This is a genomic window from Amycolatopsis sp. MtRt-6 (assembly GCF_017308975.1).
Classification (GTDB): domain Bacteria; phylum Actinomycetota; class Actinomycetes; order Mycobacteriales; family Pseudonocardiaceae; genus Amycolatopsis.
This window is the reverse complement of sequence record NZ_JADWPD010000009.1, coordinates 212,753-226,164: the sequence shown is the minus strand read 5'-3', so window position 1 is coordinate 226,164 and position 13,412 is coordinate 212,753. Positions and strand designations below refer to the sequence as shown.

Annotated in this window: 9 protein-coding genes; 4 read left to right on the top strand and 5 right to left on the bottom strand. The window is 70.4% G+C overall.

Features of this window, described 5'->3' with window-relative positions:
• The first annotated feature begins 85 nt into the window (after positions 1–85).
• Both gltB and I4Q55_RS18030 read left to right on the top strand, forming a co-directional pair.
• On the top strand, positions 86–4,657 hold the full coding sequence (gene gltB / locus I4Q55_RS18035; protein ID WP_206789138.1) for a glutamate synthase large subunit: 4,572 nt from the start codon (positions 86–88) through the stop codon (positions 4,655–4,657).
• Positions 4,650–6,098, top strand: coding sequence for a glutamate synthase subunit beta (locus tag I4Q55_RS18030; protein WP_206789137.1), 1,449 nt, complete (start codon positions 4,650–4,652; stop codon positions 6,096–6,098). The genes gltB and I4Q55_RS18030 overlap by 8 nt, the downstream gene beginning before the upstream one ends.
• A gap of 57 nt (positions 6,099–6,155) precedes the next feature.
• On the opposite strand, the gene I4Q55_RS18025 is transcribed toward I4Q55_RS18030, so the two are convergent.
• From I4Q55_RS18025 to I4Q55_RS18015, 3 genes are all read right to left on the bottom strand, one after another.
• Complete coding sequence (locus tag I4Q55_RS18025; RefSeq protein ID WP_206789136.1) at positions 6,156–6,962, bottom strand: class I SAM-dependent methyltransferase; 807 nt, start codon at positions 6,960–6,962, stop codon at positions 6,156–6,158.
• Between the two features lie 9 nt (positions 6,963–6,971).
• Positions 6,972–7,427: a GbsR/MarR family transcriptional regulator gene (locus I4Q55_RS18020; RefSeq protein WP_206789135.1), complete on the bottom strand. Its 456-nt coding sequence runs from the start codon at positions 7,425–7,427 to the stop codon at positions 6,972–6,974.
• A gap of 142 nt (positions 7,428–7,569) precedes the next feature.
• Positions 7,570–8,439, bottom strand: a complete 870-nt coding sequence (locus I4Q55_RS18015; RefSeq protein ID WP_206789134.1) for an NAD(P)-dependent oxidoreductase — start codon at positions 8,437–8,439, stop codon at positions 7,570–7,572.
• Positions 8,440–8,554: 115 nt separating this feature from the next.
• On the opposite strand from I4Q55_RS18015, the gene I4Q55_RS18010 reads away from it, so the two are divergent.
• The gene (locus I4Q55_RS18010; protein ID WP_206789133.1) at positions 8,555–9,580 is read left to right on the top strand and encodes a helix-turn-helix domain-containing protein; all 1,026 of its coding nucleotides are present in this window, start codon (positions 8,555–8,557) and stop codon (positions 9,578–9,580) included.
• A 146-nt stretch (positions 9,581–9,726) separates the two neighbouring features.
• The gene (locus I4Q55_RS18005; RefSeq protein WP_206789132.1) at positions 9,727–11,124 is read left to right on the top strand and encodes a Dyp-type peroxidase; all 1,398 of its coding nucleotides are present in this window, start codon (positions 9,727–9,729) and stop codon (positions 11,122–11,124) included.
• Between the two features lie 45 nt (positions 11,125–11,169).
• Here I4Q55_RS18005 and I4Q55_RS18000 read toward each other — a convergent pair whose 3' ends face one another.
• A complete protein-coding gene (locus I4Q55_RS18000; protein ID WP_206789130.1) occupies positions 11,170–12,066 on the bottom strand; it encodes an ROK family protein in 897 nt (298 codons plus the stop codon).
• Positions 12,067–12,112: 46 nt separating this feature from the next.
• A complete protein-coding gene (locus I4Q55_RS17995) occupies positions 12,113–13,321 on the bottom strand; it encodes an RNA-guided endonuclease TnpB family protein (protein WP_206789128.1) in 1,209 nt (402 codons plus the stop codon).
• Positions 13,322–13,412 lie beyond the last annotated feature (91 nt).

The window sequence follows — 13,412 nt, the reverse complement described above, 5'->3', positions numbered from 1 at the left end:
CGGACCACTTCGTTAACCGGTTCAGCTTCGAACCACTCGATGGAGTGAGTACCGGTCGCGCCAACGCCTTGGGAGGCGGCCAGCCGTGACCCACCGTGCCAGTTCCCTGCCCCCGTCCCGGGAGCAGCTCAGCAACGCCGAGGCCGAGGGCCTCTACCGGAGCGACTACGAACACGACGCCTGCGGTGTCGCCTTCGTCGCCGATCTGACCGGACGCCGCGATCATGCGATCGTCGCCAAGGCCCTGGTCGCGTTGCGCAATCTGGAACATCGCGGGGCTCGTGGCGCCGAACCGGACACCGGCGACGGCGCCGGCCTGCTGATCCAGATCCCGGACGAGTTCTACCGCGCGGTCGTGGACTTCGAGCTCCCCGAGCCCGGCGCCTACGCCGTCGGCACGGCTTTCCTGCCGCAGGACGAAAAGCGCCGCGGCCGGGCCATGACGACCATCGAGCGCATCGCCGCCGAGGAGGACATGCGCGTCCTCGGCTGGCGCGAGCTGCCGGTGCACACCGAGCACTGCGGGCCGACCGCGGCCGAGACCATGCCGCACTTCACGCAGCTGTTCCTCGCCGCGCGCCGCCCGAAGCCGGAGCACTCGGACCCGCTGCACATCGAGCGCAGCGCGTTCTGCGTCCGCAAGCGCGCCGAGCACGAGCTCGTCGAGGACGACGTGTACTTCCCGTCGCTGTCCTCGCGCACGATCGTCTACAAAGGAATGCTCACCGAGCCGCAGGTCGAGCGGTTCTTCGCCGACCTCACCGACGAGCGCGTCACCAGCGCCATCGGCCTGGTGCACTCCCGGTTCTCCACCAACACGTTCCCGTCGTGGCCGCTGGCCCACCCGTACCGGTACGTGGCGCACAACGGCGAGATCAACACGTTGCGCGGCAACCGCAACTGGATGGACGCCCGCGAGGCGCTGCTGGAAACCGACCTCATCCCGGGCGACCTCAAGCGCGTCTACCCGGTGATCACCCGCGGCGCCAGCGACTCGGCGAGCTTCGACGAGGTCCTCGAACTGCTGCACCTCGGTGGCCGCTCGCTGCCCCACGCCGTCCTGATGATGATCCCGGAGGCCTGGGAGAACCACCAGGAGATGGACCCCGCGCGGCGCGCGTTCTACGAGTTCCACTCGACGCTGATGGAGCCGTGGGACGGCCCGGCGCTGGTCGCCTTCACCGACGGCAGCCAGATCGGGGCGGTCCTCGACCGCAACGGCCTGCGCCCCGGCCGGTACTGGGTGACCGACGACGGCCTCGTCGTGCTCGCCTCCGAAGTCGGTGTGCTCGACATCGACCCGGCGACGATCGTCCGGAAGGGACGCCTCGAACCCGGCCGGATGTTCCTCGTGGACACCGTCGAAGGCCGGATCATCGAGGACGAAGAGGTCAAGACCGAACTGGCCACCGCGCACCCGTACGACGAATGGGTCGACGCCGGTCTCGTGCACCTGGAAGACCTGCCCGAGCGCGACCGCGAGGTCCCGCTGCACGCCGCGCTCGTCCGCCGCCAGCAGGCGTTCGGCTACACCGAGGAAGAGCTCGAAGCCATCCTCGAGCCGATGGCCCGCACCGGCGCGGAGCCGATCGGCTCGATGGGCAACGACTCGCCGCTCGCCCCGCTCTCGAGCCGGCCGCGGCTGATCTTCGACTACTTCACCCAGCTGTTCGCCCAGGTGACGAACCCGCCGCTGGACGCCATCCGCGAGGAGCTCGTCACCGCGCTCGGCACCCAGATCGGCGCGGAGCCGAACCTCCTGGAGGGCAACGCGGCCAGCTGCCGCCGGATCGTGCTGCCGTTCCCGGTGCTCGACAACGACCAGTTCGCCAAGCTGGTGCACGTCAACGACGACGGCGACCTGCCGGAGTTCCAGGCGGTCACCGTGCTCGGCCGGTACAACGTGCACGGCGGCGGCGACGCGCTGGTCAAGCGGCTGGACGAGATCCGCGCCGAGGTTTCGGAGGCGATCGAGGACGGCGCCCGGCTGATCGTGCTGTCCGACCGCGGCGTCGACGAAAACCACGCGCCGATCCCCTCGCTGCTGCTCACCGGCGCGGTGCACCACCACCTCGTCCGAGAGAAGACGCGCACGCAGGTCGGCCTCATCGTCGAGGCCGGCGACGCGCGCGAGGTGCACCACATCGCGCTGCTGATCGGCTACGGCGTCGCCGCGGTGAACCCGTACCTGGCGATGGCGACCGTCGAGGAGATGGCGCACCAGGGCCTGATCCCGGGTGTGACGCCGAAGCAGGCCACGCAGAACCTGATCAAGGCGCTCGGCAAGGGCGTCCGCAAGACGATGTCCAAGATGGGCGTTTCGACCGTCGCGTCCTACACCGGCGCGCAGATCTTCGAGGCGATCGGGCTCGGCGAAGAGGTCATCGAGAACTGCTTCACCGGCACGACGTCCCGCCTCGGCGGCGTCGGCTTCGAAACCCTCGCCGACGAAGTCGCGAAGCGGCACAAGTACGCGTTCCCGGCCGACGGCGTCCGGGCCGCCCACCGCGAGCTGGAGACCGGCGCGGACTACCAGTGGCGCCGCGAAGGCGAGCCGCACCTGTTCAACCCGCAGACCGTCTTCAAGCTCCAGCACTCCACGCGGTCCGGGAAGTACGAGATCTTCAAGGAGTACACGAAGGCCGTCGACGACCAGGCCGAGAAGCTGCTGACGCTGCGCGGCCTGTTCGACTTCAAGTACGGCAAGCGCGCGCCGGTGCCGATCGAGGAGGTCGAGCCGGTCTCCGAGATCGTCAAGCGGTTCGCCACCGGCGCGATCTCCTACGGCTCGATCTCGATGGAGATGCACCAGACCCTCGCCATCGCGATGAACCGCCTCGGCGGCAAGTCCAACACCGGTGAGGGCGGCGAAGACGCGGAGCGGCTCTACGACCCGGAGCGGCGAAGCGCCGTCAAACAGGTCGCGTCCGGCCGGTTCGGCGTCACGAGCGAGTACCTCGTCAACGCCGACGACATCCAGATCAAGATGGCGCAGGGCGCGAAGCCCGGCGAAGGCGGGCAGCTGCCCGGCGCGAAGGTGTACCCGTGGATCGCGAAGACGCGGTTCTCGACGCCGGGTGTCGGCCTGATTTCGCCGCCGCCGCACCACGACATCTACTCGATCGAGGACCTGGCGCAGCTGATCCACGACCTCAAGAACGCCAACCCGAACGCGCGCATCCACGTGAAGCTCGTGTCCGAGGTCGGCGTCGGCACGGTCGCGGCGGGCGTCTCCAAGGCGCACGCCGACGTGGTGCTCATCTCGGGTCACGACGGCGGGACGGGCGCGTCGCCCCTGTCCTCGATCAAGCACGCGGGTGGCCCGTGGGAGCTCGGCCTGGCCGAGACGCAGCAGACGCTGCTGGCCAACCGGCTGCGCGACCGGATCGTGGTGCAGACCGACGGCCAGCTGAAGACCGGCCGCGACGTCGTCGTCGCGGCGCTGCTCGGCGCCGAGGAGTTCGGCTTCGCGACCGCGCCGCTCGTGGTGTCGGGCTGCATCATGATGCGCGTCTGCCACCTCGACACGTGCCCGGTGGGCGTCGCGACGCAGAACCCGAAGCTGCGCGAGAAGTTCAGCGGCAAGGCCGAGTACGTCGTCAACTTCTTCGAGTTCATCGCCCAGGAAGTGCGCGAGTACCTGGCGGAGCTGGGCTTCCGGTCGATCGCCGAGGCCGTCGGGCACGCCGAGTTCCTCGACAAGCGCAAGGCCATCGACCACTGGAAGGCGTCCGGGCTCGACCTGTCGCCGATCTTCCACGTGCCCGACATGGCCCCGGCCGGGCTGCGGCTGCAGCAGACCAAGCAGGACCACGGCCTGGAGAAGGCGCTCGACAACACGCTGATCCAGCTGGCCGAGGGCGCGTTGAACTCCGGCGACAAGGTGCGGCTGGAACTGCCGGTGCGCAACGTGAACCGGACCGTCGGCACCATGCTCGGCTCGGAGCTGACCAAGCGGTGGGGCGGCGAAGGCCTGCCCGACGACACCATCGACGTCACCTTCACCGGCACCGCGGGCCAGTCGTTCGGCGCGTTCGTGCCGAAGGGCATCACGCTGCGCCTGTACGGCGACGGCAACGACTACGTCGGCAAGGGCCTCTCCGGCGGCCGGCTGATCGTGCGGCCGCCGCGGGAGGCGCAGTACGCCGCCGAGGACCACATCATCGCCGGCAACGTCATCGCCTACGGCGCGACCAGCGGCGAGATCTTCATCCGCGGCAAGGTCGGCGAGCGGTTCTGCGTGCGCAACTCGGGTGCGCTGGCCGTCGTCGAAGGCGTCGGCGACCACGGCGGCGAGTACATGACGGGCGGCCGGATGGTCGTGCTCGGCCCGATCGGGCGCAACTTCGCGGCCGGTATGTCCGGTGGCATCGCCTACGTGCTGGACCTGCCCGCGCACCGCGTCAACCCGGAGATGGTCGACCTCGACCCGCTCGACTCCGACGACGCGGACTTCCTGCGGGAGACGCTGGAAAAGCACTACGACGAAACGGAATCCGCGGTCGCGCGGGAACTGCTGGCCGACTGGGACGCGGGCATCGACCGCTTCGGGAAGGTCATGCCGAAGGACTACAAGCGCGTGCTCGCGGCGCAGGTGCAGGCCGAGCGTGACGGGCGCGACGTGAACGAGGCGATCATGGAGGCCGCACATGGCTGACCCCAAGGGCTTTCTGACCACCACCCGCGAAGAGCCGAAGCGCCGTCCGGTCGACCTGCGGCTGATGGACTGGCGCGAGGTCTACGAGGACTTCGCCACCACGAAGCTGCAGAAGCAGGCCGGCCGTTGCATGGACTGCGGCATCCCGTTCTGCCACCAGGGCTGCCCGCTCGGGAACCTCATCCCGGAGTGGAACACGCTGACCTGGCGCGAGGACTGGCAGCAGGCCATCGAACGGCTGCACGCGACGAACAACTTCCCGGAGTTCACCGGGACGCTGTGCCCGGCACCGTGCGAAACGGCTTGTGTGCTCGGGATCAACGACGACCCGGTGACGATCAAGCGGGTCGAGATCTCGATCATCGACCGGGCCTTCGACGAGGGCTGGGTGACGCCGCAGCCGCCTACGGCTCTCACGGGCAAGAAGGTCGCCGTGGTCGGCTCCGGCCCGTCGGGTCTCGCCGCGGCGCAGCAGCTGACGCGCGCGGGCCACAGCGTCGTGGTCCTCGAGCGGGCCGACAAGATCGGCGGGCTGCTGCGCTACGGCATCCCCGAGTTCAAGATGGAGAAGTCGCGCCTGGACCGGCGGCTCGACCAGATGCGCGCCGAGGGGACGGAGTTCCGGGCGTCGGTGAACGTCGGCGTGGACATGCCGGTCGCCGAGCTTTTGGGTTACGACGCCGTGGTTCTCGCCGGTGGCGCGACCGACTGGCGCGACCTGCCGATCCCCGGCCGCGAGCTGGCCGGCATCCACCAGGCGATGGAGTTCCTGCCGCCGGCGAACCGGGTGGCTTCGGGCGAGCTCGACGTCTCCCCCTTCGACGCCAAGGGCCTCGACGTCGTGGTCATCGGCGGCGGTGACACGGGCGCGGACTGCGTCGGCACGTCGCACCGCCAGGGCGCGCGTTCGGTGACGCAGCTGGAGATCATGCCCAAGCCGCCCGAGACGCGTTCGGACGCGCACCCGTGGCCGACGTACCCGATGATCTACCGGGTGTCCTCGGCGCACGAAGAGGGCGGCGAGCGGCTGTACGCGGTGAACACGCAGGAGTTCCTGGGTGATTCCGACGGCCGCGTGCGGGCGTTGAAGCTCGTCGAGGTCCGCAACGAGGGCGGTAAGTTCGTCCCCGTGCCCGGCACGGAACGCGAGCTGCCCGCGCAGCTGGTCCTGCTGGCGATGGGCTTCCTCGGGCCGCAGAAGGAGGGCCTGCTCTCCGACCTCGGCGTCGAGCTGGACGCGCGTGGGAACGTGGCGCGCGACAAGGCGTTCAAGACGAGCCTGGACAACGTGTTCGTGGCCGGCGACATGGGCCGCGGCCAGTCGCTGATCGTGTGGGCGATCGCGGAGGGCCGCAGCGCCGCGGCCGGCGTCGACGCCTACCTGACCGGACGTGACGTCCTGCCCCGCCCGATCGCGCCGACGGACCGGCCGATCGCGTAAGACCCGGCGCCGGCGGAGGTGTCATCGTCGCCACCGCCGCCGGCGCTGTCCCACCTTTCAGAACCGGTAGCGGAGGATGCGCGTGCCCTGCCGGGACAGTGCGGTGCTGTGGCTCATGAGCCGGGTGGCCGCGCGCAGCGGCTGGGGGAAGCCGTCGACTTCCGGGGCACGGGCGAGCAGTTGTTCCTCGACCAGGGTCAGGCCGGCGTCCCAGGTCTCGGGCTCGTGCGGATCGTCGAAGCCCTGCGCGGCGGTGATGCCGATGGCCTTGATCGTCGGGTGGTACTTCATCGACCAGGCGGCGAAGCGGGTGTAGCCGTTGACGGCGAGTTCGCCGGTGCCGAAGTGCGCGGTCAGCTCGCGGGTCATCCGCTGGAAGGCGTCGCCGGGCAGGAACGGCAGCAGGCCTTCGGCGACGATCATGGCCGGCCGGTCGCGGGGCAGCGGGTCGAGCCAGCCCGAGGTGGTCAGGTCGGCGCCGACGCACCGGGACCGGTCCGGGACGAACCGCGGCCGCAGGGCGACGACGTCGGGGAAGTCGACGTCGTACCAGTCGACGCCGGCGGGCGGGTCGCAGCGGAGGACGCGGGTGTCGAGCCCGCACCCGAGGTCGAGGACGACGGCGTCCGGGTGGGCGGCGACGAAGGCCCGGACCGCTTCGTCGAGTTTCTTGGCGCGCAGGGCAGTCCCGCAGACGAGGCTGGGCTTGAGCCTGAGCTTGGCGAAGTCGTAGTCGATCGAGCCGGCGATGCCCGCGGAGTGGGTGTCGCCGAGGATCGGCTGGGGCAGCTCGGCGTCCAGAGCCCTCGCGTAGAGGGTGAGCAGCAAGGTTTCCCGGAGCGGATCCAGGTCCGGAGTTTGCACGGGAAGTCCTCAGGGTTTCGGGGGATGGCGGGCGGCGATGTCACGCAGCCAGGTCAGGGACCGCTGGGCGGCGCGGATGCGTTCGGTCCGGGGCCCGCGGCCGCCGGCGAGTTTCGCGCCCTCGTCGGCGATGTCGCCGAAGGCACCGAGGCTGTCGAGCTTGCGCTGGATCACCTTGTGCCAGGCGTCGTCCTCGATGCGGTAGTAGGTGGTGCGGTCACCCGGCACGCGAACCTTGCGGACCAGCCCGATGGCGGCGAGGAACCGCATGTTCGAGGTCAGCGAAGCGCGGCTGGCGTGGATCGTCTCGGCGATCATGCCGGCGGAGCGCTCGGGCGGGTCGCAGATCATCAGCAGGCCGAGGATGCGCCCGGTGATCGGCGGGAGCGCCCATTCCTCCACGCAGAACGTGGCCACCCGCTCGATCCACCGCAGCACCTCGTCCTGGTCGCCCGGGGGGGCCACCGCTCTCCTCCGGGGCCGAGGGGTCTTGTTGTTTCAGTCTCGACTGAAACAACTAGCCACGTCAACCCCGAGTTCCCCAGTGGTCGCGGTTGCGCAAGCCGGACCGGCCACCGCACCGCCGGACCCGGCCCACCCGGTTCCCCTACCTCGCCGCCACCCGGCCCGCGAACACCTCCACCAGGCTCGCGAAGCTGTCCGCCCCGTGCCCGGCCGCGCTCGCCCGTTCCATCATCTCCTTCAGCAACTCCGGCAACGCGTTGTCCACCCCGCGCGCCCCGGCCGCGTGGATGAGGTGCCCGATCGCCGCCACCTGCACGTCCACCGTGGCGTCGTCGCCCGGGTACCGGCCCTCGTCGACCTGGTCCGCGTAGCGCGTCAGGAACCGGTTCACCGTTCCCAGCCAGCGGATCGCCACCGGCGTGAACTCCGCCGCCGTCGTCTTCTCCGCCCCCACCAGCGCCGCGCCGTGGAGCCAGCCGGCCATCGCCGACCACATCAGGCCCAGCAGGGCCGCGTCGTACAGGGACGCCCGGCCCGGCTCCTCCCCCAGGTACACCGGGTCGCCCAGGGCCGCCAGCGCCGGCGAGTGCGCGTCGAACACCGGCCGCGGCCCGCTGTACAGGAACATCACCTCCGCCGAGCCCACGCCCTCCGGGGTGGTCATGATCGCGCCGTCGAGGTACCCCGCACCGCGCTCGCCGAACCACTCCGCCGCTTCCGCCGCCTGCTCCGGCGAACCGGACGTCAGGTTGACGAAGTCCTTGCCCCGCAACGACTCCGGCTCGACCAACGCGCGCAGCACGCCGTAGTCGAGCACGCAGGCGACCACGAGCGGGCTCGCCGCGATCGCGTCCGCGGGCGTGGCCGCGAGCCGCGCTCCCCGGCGCGTCAGCGGCGCCGCCTTCTCCGCCGTGCGGTTCCAGACGGTCACCGGGTGACCGTGGTCCAGCAGGGCCCCGGCCAGTGCCGAGCCCATCGACCCCAGGCCGAGGACGGTCACAGGCTGCTTCATCTCGTTGCTCCTCAAGTGGTTGCCGATCTTCTGCGGCCAGATTCGCAGCGCCGGGAGCACCCAACCAGTGGCGCCACTGACCACTGTCACCAAATTCCTGCCATACGATCGAGGCATGAACGCGGGATCCGTCGCCCTGGTCGTGCCCGAGGAAATCGGGCTGCGGTCCTGGGACCTGTACGAGGTGAGCATCGCCGCCACGGTGTTCGGCGTGCCACAGCCCGACCTGGCCGATCCCTGGTACGACCTGCGGATCTGCGGTGCCGGCTCCGCACCGCCGGGCGTACCCGGCCTGGCCCTGCGGACGCCGTACGGGCTCGACGGCCTGGACGGCGCCGGCACGGTCATCGTGCCCTCGGTCCCGGACGCCTGCGTCGAGGACGGCGTGCCGGTGCCCGACGACCTCGTCGCGGCCCTCCGCAGCGCCCACCGCAACGGCGCGAGGATGGTGTCGCTGTGCACCGGCGCCTTCGCGCTCGCCGCGGCCGGGCTGCTCGACGGCCGCCGCGCCACCGCCCACTGGATGCACACCGCCCAGCTCGCCGAACGCCACCCGGCGGTACTGGTCGACGACTCGGTCCTCTACGTCGACGACGGCGACGTGCTCACCAGCGCCGGGATGACCGCCGGCCTCGACCTCTGCCTGCACCTGGTCCGCCGCGACCTCGGCGCGCACGTCGCCAACCAGCTGGCCCGCCGGCTGGTCGTGCCCGCACACCGCCCCGGCGGCCAGGCGCAGTACGTCGACCTGTCCGTCCCCGCCACCGACTCCGCGGGCCTCGCCCCGGTGCTGGACTGGGCCCGCGCGCACCTCGACCGCCCCCTGACGATCGAGGACATGGCCCGCCGGGCCGCGGTCAGCCCGCGCACCTTCTACCGGCAGCTGCGGCGCGCCACCGGGACGACGCCGCTGCAGTGGCTGCTCAACCAGCGCCTCGCCCGGGCGCAGACGCTCCTGGAGTCGACCGGGCTGGCGATGGAGAAAATCGCCGCACTGAGCGGGCTCGGCACCGCGAACAACCTGCGTCACCACTTCTTGAAGCAGTTCGGTGTGTCACCGGGCGATTACCGACGGGCATTTCCCGGGTCGTCCACGGCGGCAAATTCTTTCCGCAGAGAAACTGTTTCACGCTCAACTTAATCTTTCGTGTGAATCCGGCAAACGGGTGGCAGCACCGGCCTCCGTCGTTGCACTCTGTATTCAGGGGACCCGGTCGGCCGAGGGGGGATTCCGGTCGGCCGGGTGGCCGCCGAGAGGCGGGCGCACACAAGGGGAGGGGAACCGGAATGAGTATCGATCTGTCCACCACGCTGTCCTGGACCACGGCGTCCGGCGATGCCGCGACGATGCTCGGCGAACTACAGCCGAACATCCTCAAGGCCCACGTCCGCGACCATCTGTCCGCTTTGTTCCTCGCGTTCGGCGACGCCGCGGAGGCGCGCGCCTTCCTGGTTTCGGTCACCGGGAAGATGAAGTCCGCCAAGGCACACCTCGACGAGGTGAGCGCGTTCAAGACCGAAGGCGGCGGGGGAACGCCGTACGTCGGCGTCGGGCTCACCGCGGCCGGCTACCGCGCTCTCGGCGTCGAAAACCTCCCCCAGGACGAGGCGTTCCTGCGCGGGATGGCCGCTCCGGACACGCGGCGGCAGCTGGCCGACCCGCCGCGCTCGACGTTCGATCCGGGCTACCGCGCGGAAATCCACGCCGTCGTGCTCGTCGGGGACGCCACCGACAAGGCGATGACCGCGCGCCGCAACGAAATCCTCGGCCTGCTGCCGGATTCGGCCGCGGTACTCGCGGAGGAAACCGGCCTCGGCCGCGTCAACGCGCGCGGCGAAGGCATCGAGCACTTCGGCTACGTCGACGGCCGCAGCCAGCCGTTGTTCCTCACCGAAGACGTCGACGCGGAGAAGAACAACACCGACGGCATCAACGTGTGGAACCCGGCGGCACCATTGGACCAGGTCCTGGTTCCCGACCCCGCGGCGCCGGATCCCGGCGTGCATTTCGGCAGCTATTTCGTTTTCCGCAAACTGGAACAGAACGTCCGGCGGTTCAAGCAGGCCGAAGCGGATCTGGCCGACACGCTCGGCCTCGTCGGCGAAGATCGCGAGCGCGCCGGGGCGATGATCATCGGCCGGTTCGAGGACGGCACGCCGCTGACAACCCAGCGGGAAGACGGCGCGGAAAGCCCGGTGTCCAACAACTTCACCTACGACAGCGACCGCGCCGCGCTGAAGTGCCCGTTCCAGGCCCACATCCGCAAGACGAACCCACGCGGCTCCGGCGGCGCCGAAGACCCGGCCGGCGAGCGGCGGCACCTGATGGCCCGCCGCGGCGTCACGTACGGCGACCGCCCGGACGACCCGAACGCCGACGTGCCGCCCGCGGCCCGGCCGAGCGGCGGCGTGGGCCTGCTGTTCATGGCGTTCAACTCCGCGCTGGGCAACCAGTTCGAGTTCACGCAGGCGATCTGGGCGAACAACCCGCGCTTCCCGATCGTCGACGGCGTCACGCCGGGCCTCGACCCGGTGATCGGCCAGGGCGAGCGCGGTTCGTCCGACTACACGGTCGACTGGGGCGGCGCCACGCAGCAGACGGCCGGCCCGGTGCCGCAGTCGGTGACGCTGCGGGGCGGCGAGTACTTCTTCATGCCGTCGCTGGCCTTCCTGCGCGCGCTCTGACCGCCGTCCGGCCACCACCACAGCCGGTGGTGGTGGCCGCCGGCGTCACGCTTGGAGCAGGTCGAAAGCCAGCAGGCCGGCGCCCAGCCGCCCGGCTTCGTCGCCCAGCTCGGCGATCCGCAGCTCCGGCATCTTCTGGAAGGTCAGGTGCGCGGCCAGCCACTCCCGCACCGGTTCCAGCACGTAGTCGGCGGCCGTGAAGAGGCCGCCGCCCAGGACGATCACATCCGGGCCCAGCAACGTCAGCAGCGTCCGGATCCCGTGGCCGAGCCCGTCGAGCGCGTCCTGCACCACGGCGACGGCGACCTCGTCACCGCGCCGGGCCAGCTCCACGACCTCGCGCGCGCCATCGGCCGGCCGCCCGGTGCGTTCGGTGTAGCGGCGCGCGATCGCGGCGGCCGAGGAGATGGCCTCCAGGCAGCCGATCGCCCCACAGCCGCACTTGCCGGAGTGGCCGACGTCGATGTGCCCGACCTCGCCGGCCTGCCCGTGCGCCCGGTGGATCCGGCCGTCGAGCAGCAAGGCGGCGGCGATCCCGGTGCCGACGGGGATGAACGCGGCGTTCGTCGCCCCCCGCCCGGCACCGACGCGGAACTCGGCGATCCCGCCGGCGGTGACGTCGTGCCCGAACGCGACGGGCAGCCCGAGCCGCTCTTCCAGCAGCTCGCCGAAGTGCACGTCCCGCCAGTCGAGGTTGGCCGAGAAGTGGCAGACGCGAGTCCGTTCGTCGACGATCCCCGGCACGACAACCCCGACCGCGTCGGGCCGTTCGGTCCCGGCCTGTTCGGCCAGGGCGGCGACGATGTCCACGGTCTGCGCGGCCAGCGCCGTCCCGTCGGCACTGCGAGCCGTCTCCGCGCGCAGTGCCGCTTGGGGCCGGAGCTGCTCGTCGAGCAGCGCCGCCTTGATCGTCGTCCCGCCCACATCGAGGGCCGCCACCATTCGATTGGCACGCTCCCCGGCAGCAGAGCCGGGGATTCCTGCGCGGCTATGCCGCGTCCGGGTTGCTTCCTGCTTCATCGCCCTGCACCTCCCTGGAGGAAGGACTTACCGGAGCTCCACCGGCGTTTAGCCTCTCCGCCTGCCCGGCGGCGAGGATGTTGAGCGCTGCGTTGTGGTCCCGATCGTGGACGGTCCCACAGCCGGGGCAGGACCATTCTCGGATCTTGAGCGGTATGGAGGCCAGCACGTGCCCGCAGCCTGAGCACGTTTTCGAGCTGGGCAGCCAGCGAGACACCTTGTGCACAGTACGGCCGTGTCGTTCGGCTTTCTCTTCGAGGAGCCTGACGAACTGGGCCCACCCGGCATCGAGTATCGCCCGCGCCAACCGGTGGTTGCCGACCATCCCCGCGATGTTCAGGTCCTCGACGTGAACCGCTTGGTTTTCGCGGACCAGGACGAGGGCCTGCTTGTGGTGGTGGTCCCGCCGGGCGCGAGCAACTTTGCCGTGCTGGACAGCGACCCGGTGACGTGTCTTCGCCCGGTTCGCCGAACCTTTGACGCGCCGTGCCTTTTCACGCTCCAGCCGAGCCAGTTTCCGCAGCTTGCGCGAGAGGTGTTTCGGGTTCGGAATCTCCAATCGACGTGCCGTCGTGTCGGCGATCGTCGCCAGGCGCGTGATCCCCAGATCCACCCCTGCTTCCCGTTCGACCGGCGGGAGCGGGGTCCGTTCGACCTCGACCACGAAGGACGCGTAGTACCCGCCGTCCGGTTCACGAATGATCGTGACCGAACTGGGCTCCGACGGCAAAGCACGGGACCAGCGCACCCGCACCTCCCCCACCTTCGCCAGATACAGCCGCCCGTTCGGACGCAGGCTGAAGCCGTTCCGGGTGAGCCGGAACGACTGCCTGTTGTCCTTCCTCGATTTGAACCGCGGACGCCCGATCTTCCGGCCCCGACGTCTGCCTCTCACCGAGGCGAAGAAGTTCGAGAACGCCCGATGCGCGTCCCGCACCGATTGCACCAGCGCCACGCTGGCCACCTCGGACAACCAAGCCCGCTCGTCGCGAGCCTTCGCCTCCGTGATCACCTGTCGCTGCACCTCGGCCGGTGACAAATTCACCCCGAGCCGGTAGGCGTCGTCCCGGCACCTGATGGCGTCGTTGAACACCACCCGGGCACATCCGAACGTCCGCGCCAGCATTCCCCGCTGAACCTCGTCGGGTTCGAGTCGATAGCGGTAGCGGGCCTGCACGGCGATCACTGTAGCCGAGGGCTCGCTACCCCATGGGGATGGAACTCGCACCGATAGTTGCGGTGTCACATTGACGCGCCCCGAACGGCGC

Bases quoted from the DNA above. Each gene is read 5' to 3' on its own strand.
- I4Q55_RS18000 (WP_206789130.1), bottom strand. From the start codon at position 12,066: ATGGTGGCGGCCCTCGATGTGGGCGGGACGACGATCAAGGCGGCGCTG.
- I4Q55_RS18015 (WP_206789134.1), bottom strand. From the start codon at position 8,439: ATGAAGCAGCCTGTGACCGTCCTCGGCCTGGGGTCGATGGGCTCGGCA.
- I4Q55_RS18010 (WP_206789133.1), top strand. From the start codon at position 8,555: ATGAACGCGGGATCCGTCGCCCTGGTCGTGCCCGAGGAAATCGGGCTG.
- I4Q55_RS18030 (WP_206789137.1), top strand. From the start codon at position 4,650: ATGGCTGACCCCAAGGGCTTTCTGACCACCACCCGCGAAGAGCCGAAG.
- I4Q55_RS18005 (WP_206789132.1), top strand. From the start codon at position 9,727: ATGAGTATCGATCTGTCCACCACGCTGTCCTGGACCACGGCGTCCGGC.